The 11,463-nt window shown below is 67.0% G+C and carries 13 protein-coding genes and 1 riboswitch; of the genes, 8 read left to right on the top strand and 5 right to left on the bottom strand.

Annotation, left to right across the window (positions count from 1 at the left end; genetic code table 11):
• Positions 1-36 precede the first annotated feature (36 nt).
• From LRA87_RS17310 to phbB, 3 genes are all read left to right on the top strand, one after another.
• Positions 37-2,241: a molybdopterin cofactor-binding domain-containing protein gene (locus LRA87_RS17310; protein ID WP_230782023.1), complete on the top strand. Its 2,205-nt coding sequence runs from the start codon at positions 37-39 to the stop codon at positions 2,239-2,241.
• On the top strand, positions 2,238-3,239 hold the full coding sequence (gene hemH, locus LRA87_RS17315) for a ferrochelatase (protein ID WP_230782025.1): 1,002 nt from the start codon (positions 2,238-2,240) through the stop codon (positions 3,237-3,239). Before LRA87_RS17310 ends, hemH begins: the two co-directional genes overlap by 4 nt.
• A gap of 85 nt (positions 3,240-3,324) precedes the next feature.
• A complete protein-coding gene (gene phbB / locus LRA87_RS17320; RefSeq protein ID WP_230782028.1) occupies positions 3,325-4,047 on the top strand; it encodes an acetoacetyl-CoA reductase in 723 nt (240 codons plus the stop codon).
• A 154-nt stretch (positions 4,048-4,201) separates the two neighbouring features.
• Here phbB and LRA87_RS17325 read toward each other — a convergent pair whose 3' ends face one another.
• Positions 4,202-4,597 carry a glycine zipper 2TM domain-containing protein gene (locus LRA87_RS17325; RefSeq protein WP_230782030.1) on the bottom strand — a complete coding sequence of 132 codons (396 nt, stop codon included), beginning with the start codon at positions 4,595-4,597 and terminating at the stop codon, positions 4,202-4,204.
• Between the two features lie 165 nt (positions 4,598-4,762).
• Here LRA87_RS17325 and LRA87_RS17330 point away from each other — a divergent pair, with 165 nt between their 5' ends.
• The gene (locus LRA87_RS17330; protein WP_230782032.1) at positions 4,763-5,770 is read left to right on the top strand and encodes an esterase-like activity of phytase family protein; all 1,008 of its coding nucleotides are present in this window, start codon (positions 4,763-4,765) and stop codon (positions 5,768-5,770) included.
• Positions 5,771-5,903: 133 nt separating this feature from the next.
• Here LRA87_RS17330 and rpmB read toward each other — a convergent pair whose 3' ends face one another.
• Positions 5,904-6,206, bottom strand: coding sequence for a 50S ribosomal protein L28 (gene rpmB / locus LRA87_RS17335; RefSeq protein WP_230782034.1), 303 nt, complete (start codon positions 6,204-6,206; stop codon positions 5,904-5,906).
• Positions 6,207-6,377: 171 nt separating this feature from the next.
• On the opposite strand from rpmB, the gene LRA87_RS17340 reads away from it, so the two are divergent.
• Together LRA87_RS17340 and LRA87_RS17345 are read left to right on the top strand one after the other, a co-directional pair.
• Positions 6,378-6,587: a hypothetical protein gene (locus tag LRA87_RS17340; RefSeq protein ID WP_230782036.1), complete on the top strand. Its 210-nt coding sequence runs from the start codon at positions 6,378-6,380 to the stop codon at positions 6,585-6,587.
• A gap of 68 nt (positions 6,588-6,655) precedes the next feature.
• Positions 6,656-7,090 carry a nucleoside deaminase gene (locus LRA87_RS17345; RefSeq protein ID WP_230782231.1) on the top strand — a complete coding sequence of 145 codons (435 nt, stop codon included), beginning with the start codon at positions 6,656-6,658 and terminating at the stop codon, positions 7,088-7,090.
• A gap of 110 nt (positions 7,091-7,200) precedes the next feature.
• On the opposite strand, the gene LRA87_RS17350 is transcribed toward LRA87_RS17345, so the two are convergent.
• A complete protein-coding gene (locus LRA87_RS17350; RefSeq protein WP_230782038.1) occupies positions 7,201-7,872 on the bottom strand; it encodes an OmpA family protein in 672 nt (223 codons plus the stop codon).
• Between the two features lie 151 nt (positions 7,873-8,023).
• Here LRA87_RS17350 and LRA87_RS17355 point away from each other — a divergent pair, with 151 nt between their 5' ends.
• Entirely contained in the window at positions 8,024-9,325 is a 1,302-nt protein-coding gene (locus tag LRA87_RS17355) for a hemolysin family protein (protein WP_230782046.1), read from the top strand.
• Between the two features lie 113 nt (positions 9,326-9,438).
• Entirely contained in the window at positions 9,439-9,777 is a 339-nt protein-coding gene (locus tag LRA87_RS17360; protein WP_230782048.1) for a hypothetical protein, read from the top strand.
• A 45-nt stretch (positions 9,778-9,822) separates the two neighbouring features.
• Here the strand turns inward: LRA87_RS17360 and LRA87_RS17365 are convergent, their stop codons facing one another.
• Together LRA87_RS17365 and cobU are read right to left on the bottom strand one after the other, a co-directional pair.
• Entirely contained in the window at positions 9,823-10,530 is a 708-nt protein-coding gene (locus LRA87_RS17365) for a hypothetical protein (RefSeq protein WP_230782050.1), read from the bottom strand.
• Positions 10,531-10,588: 58 nt separating this feature from the next.
• On the bottom strand, positions 10,589-11,110 hold the full coding sequence (gene cobU, locus LRA87_RS17370) for a bifunctional adenosylcobinamide kinase/adenosylcobinamide-phosphate guanylyltransferase (RefSeq protein WP_230782239.1): 522 nt from the start codon (positions 11,108-11,110) through the stop codon (positions 10,589-10,591).
• Positions 11,111-11,138: 28 nt separating this feature from the next.
• A riboswitch (cobalamin riboswitch) is annotated at positions 11,139-11,341 on the top strand.
• Positions 11,342-11,463: the final 122 nt, after the last annotated feature.

An 11,463-nucleotide genomic window follows, 5' to 3' on the forward strand; every position in this document is an offset into this window, starting at 1 on the left:
TTCCTCCCGCCGTCCGGCTCGATACAGCCGGCGGCGATGGACACGATCAGCAGGCGTAACGTCATCGTCGGCGGCGGGGCCGGTATCGGGCTGGTCGTCGCCTGGGCCTTGTGGCCGCGCAGCTATCGTCCCAACCTGTCCGCTGCGCCCGGTGAGGCGACGTTCGGCGCGTGGCTGAAGATCGGCAGCGACGGCCACGTCACCGTCGCGGTGCCGCAGCTCGAACACGGGCAGGGCGTCTACACCGCGCTGCCGCAGATCGTCGCCGACGAACTGGGGGCCGACTGGCGGACCGTCGGGGTGGAGGCGGCACCGGTGAACCCGCTCTACGCCAACCCGCTCAGCCTCGATTATCTGTTCGAGGGGACGTTCACCCGCCTGCCCGACGATCTGCGACAGGCGTTCGCGGAACGCGCCGGGCTGATGATCACCGGCGGATCGACATCGGTCCGCATGTTCGAGGAGGGCTGCCGCACCGCCGGCGCTGCCGCCCGGGCCTTGCTGTGCAAGGCCGCCGCGCGCCGATGGAGCGTGGCGTGGACCGATTGCGGCGTCGAGGCCGGGTTCGTCGTGCATCGGGGAAAACGCCTGCGTTTCGCGGAGCTCGCCGCCGACGCTGCCGCAGAAGCGGTGCCCGACCCGTTGCCGATCGGCGTACAGGGCGCGGGCCAGCTGACCGGGCGATCGTTGCCGCGGATCGACGTCCCGGCCAAGGTCGATGGATCGGCGACGTTCGCGGGGGATATCCGCCTGCCGGACATGGTTCATGCGGCGATCCGGCAAGGGCCGATCGGCGATAGCCGGCTGGTGCGGGCCGATCGCGCCGCCGCCGATCGCATCCGCGGCGTGCTGGCAGTGGTCGAAAATCCGGGCTGGGTCGCGGCGGTCGCGACCACGTGGTGGGCGGCGAACCGGGCCCTGGAGGCGATGGCGCCACGCTTTGCGACGCCGGGACCGCTGGTCGACACTGCGGCGATCGCCCGCAGCCTCGATACTGCTCTGGCCGGGGAGGGCAAGGCGATCGCGATGGTCGGCACCATCGGTGGCCTGCTCGACGGTGCCGGTGTGATCGCCGCCGATTACACCGCCGCCGCCGGCGTTCACGCAGCGATCGAGACGGTCGCGGCCGCTGCCGCCTATCGCGACGGCATATTGGAGATATGGCTGCCCACCGCCGCGCCAATGGCCGCCCGCGCCGCCGCCGCGCGGGCCGCGAACCTTGCCGAGGGGGCGGTGGTGATCCACCCGACGCTGGGCGGAGGCAGGTCCGGCGCCACGCTCGATCCACTGGTGGCGGAGCAGGCGGCCTTGCTGGCGATACGGCTGAAGCGTCCGGTCAGCCTCGTCTGGTCGCGCGGCGAGGATGTGCTCCACGATCGCTTCCGCCCGCCGGCGAAGGCGCGGATGCGCGCGCGGCTGTCGAGCAACGGCGCTATCGCGGCCTGGGACGCGAGCATCGCCGCGCCTGCCAGCGGCCACATATTGGCGCGCCGGTTGGTGCCTGCCGCCGCCGCGTTCGCGCTGGGCGGGACCGATCCGTATCCGGTCGCAGGCGCGCTGCCGCCCTATCGCATCCCGGCGCTGGCGATCCGCCATCACGTCGCCGATATCGCCGTGCCGACCGGCCACCTGCGCGGCGGCGCGCATGGCTATACCGCCTTCTTCACCGAATGTTTCATCGACGAGCTCGCCCGCGTCGCCGGGACCGAACCGCTGTCCTACCGTATCGGCATGCTCGGCGGCGATGCGCGGCTGGCGCGGTGCCTGACGACGGTCGCTGCGCTCGGCGGTTGGGGTGGCGGTGCGCCGGGGACGGGGCAGGGCATCGCCTGTCACAGCTTCCGTGGCAGTCATATCGCCGTGCTCGCCGAAGCCGAGATGGGGGAGGGCGGCCGCCCCCGCGTCGAACGGCTGGTCGCCGCGGTCGATTGTGGGCGGATGATCAACCCCGATATGGTGCTGCAACAGATCGAGGGCGGGCTGATCTTCGGCCTTGCCCAGGCGATCGGGGCGTCGACCGGATTCACGGCGGGTCGCACCGACGTGCGCGGGTTCGAAGGCCTTGCGCTGCCGCGGCTCGCCGACACCCCCGACATCATCGTCGAATTTGTCCGATCGGACGAAGCGCCGGGCGGTGTCAGCGAGTTGGGGGTGCCGGCGGTCGCGCCCGCCATCGCCAACGCGCTGCATGCCGCCACCGGTATCCGCGTGCGCAACCTGCCGCTAAGGTCGACGGCATGACGCTTCCCGCCGACCATCCCCCGATCCCGCCCCGCAAGATCGGCGTCCTGCTGACAAACCTCGGCACTCCCGACGCGCCCGATGCCAGATCGGTGAAGCGGTATCTGGGCGAATTTCTGTCCGACCGGCGCGTCGTCGAGATTCCCGCCATCGCATGGCAGCCGATCCTGCGTGGCATCATCCTCAACACCCGGCCGAAGAAGTCTGCCCACGCTTATGGCCTGGTGTGGAGCGACGAAGGGTCGCCGCTCGCCGCGATCACTCGCCGCCAGTCGCAGGCGCTGCAGGGCGCGTTCGGTGAGGCGGTGCTGGTCGACTATGCGATGCGCTACGGCAATCCCGCGATCGCCGACCGCCTGATCGCGATGAAGGACGCCGGCTGCGAACGCATCCTGATCGCGCCGCTCTATCCGCAATATTGCGCCGCGACGACCGCGACCGCCAACGACAAGGCGTTCGCGGCGCTGGCGGGTCTGCGCTGGCAGCCCGCGATCCGGACGCTGCCGCCCTATCACGACGATCCCGCCTACATCGAGGCATTGAAGACGCAGCTCGAAACGCAGCTGGCTGCGCTCGACTTCGTGCCCGATGCGATTCTCGCCAGCTTTCACGGCATGCCCAAACGGACGCTGGAACTGGGCGATCCGTATCACTGCCACTGCCGGAAGACCGCGCGGCTGCTGTCGGAGGCGATGGGACGCGAACTGGTCGTCGCCTTCCAGTCGCGCTTCGGTCCGGCCAAATGGCTGGGTCCGGCGACGGATGACACGCTGGAGGCGCTGGCGGCCAGGGGGGTGCGCAAAATTGCGGTGATCGCACCCGGCTTTTCCGCCGACTGTCTGGAAACGCTGGAAGAACTGGCGATCCGTGGGCGTGAGAGCTTCATCGCGGCGGGGGGCACCGACTTCGCCTATCTGCCCTGTCTCAACGATAGCCAGCCGGGCGTGGCGATGCTGCGCGCACTGATCGGACGCGAGCTGCGCGGCTGGGTGGACTGAGGGACACGTAAAATTACCTTACGGCCATTGCCAGTCCATCTCCCCCTGCCCTAGCTTCCGCGCAACCAGAACGGGAGAGATACTGATGGCCAGAGTAGCGATCGTCACGGGCGGCACGCGTGGGATCGGCGAGGCGATCAGCCTTGCTCTCAAGGAAGCCGGAGTCACTGTGGCCGCCAATTATGCGGGTAACGATGAACGCGCGCGCGAATTCACCGAACGCACCGGCATCACCGCGTACAAATGGGACGTCGCGGATTTCGATGCATGCCAGGAAGGATGTGCGAAAGTCGCGGCCGAACTCGGCGACGTCGATATCGTCGTCAACAATGCCGGCATCACCCGCGACGGCACGATCCTGAAGCTGACCTATCAGCAGTGGAAAGAGGTGATCGACACCAATCTGGGCGGTTGCTTCAACATGGCCAAGGCGACGTTCCCCGGCATGCGAAACCGTAAATGGGGACGGATCGTCAACATCGGGTCGATCAACGGGCAGGCCGGCCAGTACGGACAGGTCAATTATGCCGCGGCGAAGTCGGGCATTCACGGCTTCACCAAGGCGCTGGCACAGGAAGGCGCGCGGGCCGGCGTCACCGTCAACGCGATCGCTCCGGGCTATATCGACACCGACATGGTCGCGGCGGTCCCGGCGGACGTGCTGGAGAAGATCGTCGCCAAAATCCCGGTCGGGCGCCTAGGCCAGGCGAGCGAGATCGCACGCGGCGTCGCCTTCCTGTGTTCGGAAGAGGGTGGTTTCGTTACCGGATCGACGCTCAGCATCAATGGCGGGCAGCATATGTACTGACGAGCGAAGCCGCGTCGGCCAAGGTCGAACCCGTTCGACGGCAACTTCGCCGGCTTTCGCCTGAAGCACACCAACCACACAACAAAAGGGAGCCGGCTCTTGCGAGCCGACTCCCTCCGCCCTCAAACGCTACGCGAGGGACAAGCACTGCCGCCTAGCGGCGGCAGTATCCGGGACGATCCGAACGATCGATAGCTCGGCCGGCAAGCGCACCGGCGCCGGCGCCGAGCACAGTGCCGAGCAGGCGATCGCCGCGGGTGTCGATCGTGCGGCCAAGCAGGCCGCCGGCGATCGCGCCGACGATGGTGCCGCCATCGCCATCGTTGCACTTCTGGCGGGCGCGGTAGTTGCGGTCGTTGTAATAGCCACGGTCACCGCGATAGACGCGCTCGTTACGATAGCCGCGGTCGCTGCGGTAACCGCGGTCGTAGCCACGATCATAGCCACGTTCGCCGTAATAGCGGCTCTGCGCCACAGCGGGGGTGATGGGGACCAAAGCGGTTGCGGTCATCGCAAGGGCCGCACCGGCAAGGCTCAGGGTCTTCAGCATGGGTGTTCTCCCGAAAAATCCGTCCAACTCGGCGGCGGCCCGGTAGAGGACCTTCCCGTCGTCGATGCACATCATCTGCCCGATTCGCGTTGAGCGAAGCCTGAATGCGCCCGTTATCCGCCGTTCAGGCTATCGCTGCCCCGCACGCCGCTTATGGAGGCGGCCATGCGCGTCCTGTTCGTCATCCTTGCGGTATTGCTGCTCGTCCCCGGTTGGACCGGGGGGCAGCGGCTCGCCCTGCTGGGCGACAAGCCCCAGCTGATCGCGACGCGGGTGGCGATCGACCCGTCGAATCCGAACCGCACCCGCGTCGGCGCGCTCACCTATCTGGGCGGCGTCGCGCTCCGCAGCATCGATCCGGCGTTCGGCGGCTATTCGGCGCTGACGGTGGTGCCGCAGGCGGACGGCGATCAAATCACCTTGCTCAGCGACGGCGGCAACGTCGTCGCGTTCACGATGGCAGCGGACTGGAAGCCGCGGCGGCTGCGCTTCCTCAACCTGCCTGCCGGTCCCGGCATCGGCTGGGAAAAGCGTGAACGTGATAGCGAATCGATGGCGATCGATCCGGCGACGGGCTGCATCTGGATCGGGTTCGAGCGTGCCAATGCAATCTGGCGCTACGCTCCGGGCCTTGCGAGGGCAGAGGCGCAGCGCGCACCCGGGCAGATGGACGCCTGGCCTGACAACGGTGGTCCCGAATCGCTGGCTCGAATGCCGGATGGCCGTTTCGTGGCGATCGGCGAAGACCGCCACGTTCCCACCCGACGCTGGCGGGGCGCCGAGGCGGATCGTTTGCACAGTCGCGAAGCACTAATTTTTCCGGGCGATCCAATTGTCACCCGACCGGTGCCGTTCGCCTATATGCCCTATGGTCGATTCGACCCGGCGGATGCGACCGCGCTCCCCAATGGCGACCTGCTGATCCTCGATCGGGCATTCCGGTTGCCCTACCGGTTCAGCAATCGCCTGTCGTTGGTGCCGGCGGCGATGATTCGCGGCGGTGCGGTTGCGCGGGGCCGGTTGCTGGCGACGCTCGATTCGCCACTGATTCACGACAATTTCGAAGGCGTCGCGACGACGGTAGAAGACGGCGCGACGATCGTCTGGCTCGTTTCCGATGATAACCAGTCGGTGTTGCAGCGGACGCTATTGCTCAAGTTCCGGTTGGACTGAGCCCCCTGCTCGATCCATCCGAATGTCATTGCCGGACGGCACGACAAAAGCCCGCAGCTCGTCGGAGCAGCGGGCCTTCGTACCTCGCGAACCGTGACGATCAAGCGAAGCGCATTGCGCCCCGCTCACCGCATCAGGCGGCTTCGGCGGTCGTGGTAGAACGCTTCTTCGCGATCTCGCGCTTCAGGCGGCGGCAACGCAGCGAGAGCTTGTCCTCACTCGTCTTCACCAGCCAATTGTCGAGCCCGCCGTTATGCTCGACCGAACGCAGGCCGTGCGTCGACACGCGCAGGCGCACGCTCTTCTCGAGCGAATCGGACATCAGCGTGACGTTCTGCAGGTTCGGCAGGAACGTGCGCTTGGTCTTGTTGTTGGCGTGGGAAACGTTGTTTCCAACCTGCCGGCCCTTGCCGGTCAGCTCGCAGATGCGCGACATGGTTTTTGATCCTGAATTCGGTTGCCCGGAAAGTCGGCGCCACTAACCCTTCCCCGACTTTTCGTCAACCTTTGGCAGCGTGAAAGCCACGAGGCCGGACGCCGATGCAACGGAGTCGGAGCGGCAGCGTTGTTACGGCATCGTAAAGGTAATCGAAAAGGGGATGCAAGGATGCGCACGTTGCTGGCATTGATCGGGGTGATCGCACTCGTTGCCGTGGCGCTGATGTACTTCGGCCTCGTCAACATCGACCAAACCCGCCCGGCCATGGTGCAGGCCCCCCAGTTCAAGGCGGACGTCGCTCGCGTTAGCGTGGGAACGGAGGACAAGACCGTCTCGGTGCCGACGGTGAATGTCGAGAAGCCGGGTAACGCGCAATAGAGCGGGGCCGCTTTACCTGACGTCGCGAGTTGGGCAGGGCGGATGCGATGTTCCCTCTGCCGATCCCGATGCGCCGCGCGCTCGACGCCGCGGCGGCGGCGGCGCAGGCCGGCGAGGTGCCGGTCGGCGCCGCATTGGTCTGGCGCGGCGATGTAATCGCGGTCGCCGCGAACGCGCCCCGTGCGCTGTGCGACCCGACGGCTCACGCCGAAATGCGGGTGATTCGCGAGGCTGCGGCGGAACTGGGCCGTGACCGACTGGAAGACTGCGAATTGTGGGTGACGCTGGAACCCTGTGCGATGTGCGCCGGCGCCATCGCCCACGCCCGGATCGCGCGGCTATATTATGGCGCCAGCGACCCGAAGGGCGGCGCGATCGAACATGGCCCGCGATTGTTCGGGCAGCCGACGGTGCATCACCGGCCCGACGTATATGGCGGTATCGGCGAGGTCGAGGCAGCGGACCTGTTGCGAACGTTCTTCAGGGAACGGCGCACCGTATAGTTTTTCCTGTTGGATAGGGGGGTAAGCGCTCAGCTTCCCGTTAAGCACGACGCTTACCCCCCCCCCTCATCCACGGCTTCGCCGCGGCATCTTTCCCTTGTCGGGGAAGATCAGCGCAGGTCGCTTTGCGAGATCGGGACGATCTTTACTTCGACGCGGCGGTTCGCGGCGCGGCCCGCATCGGTATCGTTCGAGGCGATCGGCTGCGATTCGCCGAAGCCGCGGGTGCCGATGCGGGCCGGCTGCACGCCGCGACCCGCCAGATAGTCCGCGACCGCCGTTGCGCGGCGTTCCGACAGCGTCTGGTTGTACGCATCCGAACCGGTCGAATCGGTATGGCCGTACACGTCGATATAGGTCTGGTTGTATTGCGACAGCGTGTCGGCGACCTGATCGAGCGTGCGACGGAACTGCGGCTGCACGTCGGCACTGTCATAGGCGAAGGTGATGCCCGACGGAATGTTGAGCACCAGATTGTCGCCCTCGCGCGTCACCTGCACGTCCGTGCCGGCGGTGCGGGCACGCAGGTCCCGCTCCTGCTTGTCCATATATGCGCCGATGCCTGCACCGGCGAGGCCACCGATCCCGGCACCCAGGATTTTCTCGGTCCGGTCACGCCGCCCACCGACGAGGTCGCCGAGCAGATACCCGCCCAGTGCGCCGCCGATGCCGCCGATCGCGGTCTTCGAGATGCGGCGTTCGCCGGTTTCCGGATCGGTCGTGCAGGCGCTGGTGGTGACGAGTGCCGCGAGCGCGGTGACGGCGAGCAACTTGGACTTCATGACATCCCTTTCGTGGTCGATTGGCTGTTAAACTCAGGTCCGAAGCGGCTTGTTCCGCTTGCGATCTGAATGCGTGCTGACGGCTTATCGTCTTTCGGGCAACACAGGCTGTTGTCGTCGCGCCACTTGTGCGGCAAAGACGGCGTCGCCGATGGCACCGCTCCCGCCCTTCCCCTGGATTGATGTCTTCATCATCCTCGCTCTCGTCGCGCTCAATGGCGTGTTCGCGATGAGCGAGCTGGCGATCGTCTCGTCGCGGAAAGCGCGGCTGGAAGCGATGGCGCGATCGGGCAGGAAGGGACCTGCCGCTGCACTGAAGCTGGCGGCGGACCCCGGCAAGTTCCTGTCCTCGGTCCAGATCGGCATCACCCTGATCGGCATCCTGGCCGGCGCCTATTCGGGATCGAGCCTCGGCAGTCCGACCGCGGCACGCCTGCAAACGCTCGGATTGTCGCCGGAGACCGCCGAAACCGCCGGGTTTGCGCTGGTTATCGGCCTGACGACCTATGCGTCGCTGATCATCGGCGAGCTCGTCCCCAAGCAGTTCGCGTTGCGCAAGCCGGAAACGGTTGCCTCACTGGTGGCGCTGCCGATGCGCTACATCGCGGTGGTCTGCGCACCGCTCGTCTGGTTGCTCGACTCATCCAGTGCGCTCGTCTTCCGCGTCCTGGGCCTCAACCGCGAATCGGAAGATCAGGTCACTGCCGAGGAACTGCACCTGATCGTCGCCGAAGCCAGCAAGTCGGGCGTGATCGAGGAGCATGAGCGCACGATCATTTCCGGCGTCGTCCGCCTCGCCGACCGGCCGGTGCGCGAGGTCATGACCCCGCGGACCGAAGTCGACTGGCTCGACTGCAATCTGGGGCCGGAGGGGATTCGCGATACGTTGCTCGCCACGCCCCATACGCGGTTGCCGGTGGCGGAGGGATCGATCGACGCGGTGATCGGCGTCGTGCAGGCGCGCGATATCGCAGCGGCGCTGTTTCGCGGGCAGGCACTCGATCTCAAGGTGCTGATGCGCAAGGCGCCCGTAGTGATCGACCGGATCGACGCGATGGATGCACTTATCGCGCTGCGCCAGGCAGAGGTGCCGATGGCGCTCATTCATGACGAATACGGCCATTTCGAAGGGATCGTGACTCCGGCCGATCTGCTCGCCGCGATCGCTGGCGAGTTCGCGAGCGATACCGATCCCGATGACGCGCCCTCGGTGGTGGTGCGCGACGATGGATCGCTGCTGGTCGCGGGGACGATGGCGGCCGACGCACTTGCCGAGCGCCTCGGCATCGACCTGCCCGAGGATCGCGACTACGCCACGGTGGCGGGTCTGGCGCTCGCCGCATTCCGCCACCTGCCGGGCGAAGGTGAAAGCTTCGAGGAACAGGGCTGGCGATTCGAAGTCGTCGACCTCGATGGCCGCCGCATCGACAAGATGCTCGTCAGCGAGGTGTAAGCCACTGACGCATGACGGGACGGACGAGCCCCGTCAGACGGCGATACCGTTCAGTCCGCGTCAACCCCCATCCGGCAGGAAGCGGAAGTGTCGCAGGCAGGAGCATCGTACCCGTGAAGCCGCTTGCTCTCCTGACCGTCAGCCTGCTCTACTGGTTCCTCGTCGGTCGCATCGCGGGTGTCACCGAGCCTTGGGACGCCCCGGCCTATTGGCGCCTCTGGTATCCGGCGTCGTTCCTTTTCGCAGCGATCGGGGGCTACGTTTTCCGGCGGCGACACTGGAGTGCAGGGGCGATCGTCACCTTTGCGCAACTCCCGGTGCTGTCGGCGAACACCGGCATGGGTATCTTTTCGCCGCTCGCGCTGGCGCTGCTGACGCTGCTGGCCGTTCCCTGTGTCGCTATGTCCGCATTCGCCGGCCGGGTCGCCATGTCGAGAGATCGTACGGCCTGACACAGGGGAACCTGCCCCCTCGAAGGCTGTCCGCGGGTCGCCAGTCTACAGCCGGCCGAACACCGATTCGAAACCTGCCTGATCGCCTGCCGCCAGGAAACGCGCCTGTTCGATCCAGCGGTCGCGCGCCAGCCGGCCGGTAAAGGGGCCGAGTTCCGCGTCGAGTCGCATGGCCTCGTCATCGGTCAGCGCCGCGATCTGTCCCACCGTGCTCACGCCCAATTCGCCCAGCCGCGAGGCCAGTTTGGGACCCAGGCCCTTCAGCGTCGTCACCGGTGCGTCGGCAGGATTGCCGCCGGTCGCGACAGGCGTCGAGGCAGCTTCCGTCGCCGGGCTGGCGTCGAGCGATGCGCCGGCGGCGATCGGTTCGTCGGCCAACGGTACTGCCGGCGATGGCGGAACCGACGGTTCGAGCCTTGCCGGCTCGGGCGCGGCGGGTAGGGCCTGTGGCACCATGACCGGTTCGGATGCGGGCGGGGTGGCTGGCGGCGGCGAAACGGGTCGCTCTACGACGGCCGGTGCAGGCGCTGCTTTCGTCGGTTCCGCTGCATGCTCCACCTCATCATTGCGTTCGGCGATATCGTGCTCGGCCGTCTTGCGCTGACTCTTGAGACGCATGCCCCAGACGATCGCGACGATCACCACCACGGCGAAGATCGCAATGACGATGAGGTGCGCGTAGGTGAAGGCGTCGGTGGTGCTGGGGATCAGACTGGCGCCGGAGGCGCCGCCGGTGGTGGCGGTATCGTTCATGGGTGCGATCCTAGCGGTGACGCTACGGCGCGGCGAGGGGAAACATCGCCGTCGCCGATCAGCTGCCCGGATCGAACGACTGCAATGGCAGGATCATGCCCGCGACGACAAACACCGTCCGATCCACCCGCGCCGCCACCGCCTGATTCAGTCGCCCAGCCTCGTCGCGAAACGCCCGGCCAAGCGGGTGTTCGGGGACGATGCCCAGCCCCACTTCGTTGCTGACCAAGAACAAGGGCACTCGCGCGGCATCGATCGCGGCAAGCAGATCGGCGGATCGCGCCGCGACGTCGTGGTTGCCCAGCATCACGTTGGACAGCCACAGGGTCAGGCAATCCACCAGCATCGCACCCTGCCGTCCCGCGCCGATCGCTTCCGGCAGCGCGAGCGGGCATTCGATCGTGGTCCAGCGCGCATCCCGATCGGCCCGATGCCGCGCGATGCGATCGGTCATCTCGTCGTCGAAGGCCTCGGCCGTGGCGAGGTAGGCGAGCGGGCCTGCATATGCTTCCGCGGCCGCTTGCGCCAGCCGGCTCTTGCCCGATCGCGCGCCCCCCAGAAAGAATGTCGTCGCCACCATCGTCTTGCCTTCCACCCGGCTCGCCTCTAGGGGCGCGGTCGCGACAGGTTTCCAGAGATGGAATGAAAAGGGAACCCGGAAGCGAGCGATCCGCTCGTCATCCGGGGCTGTCCCCGCAACTGTGACCGGCGAGCCCTGCTCCATCGTGTGCCACTGGATCATCCGATCCGGGAAGGCCGGGCAAGGCGACGACCCGGAAGCCAGGAGACCTGCCTGTCGCGGTTGTCCTTCGTGCGGACGGGGTGTTCCGGGCGATCGAGGGTTTCCTCGCGTGACGACGGTGTTGGGGTCGTGCGCGACGGATCATCGGTTCCGGCGAGCCGTGGCGCGTGTCCCCGTTGTTGAACGAAGGG

Origin of the sequence: Sphingomonas sp. Leaf37 (genome assembly GCF_920939475.1) — a bacterium.
GTDB lineage: Bacteria > Pseudomonadota > Alphaproteobacteria > Sphingomonadales > Sphingomonadaceae > Sphingomonas.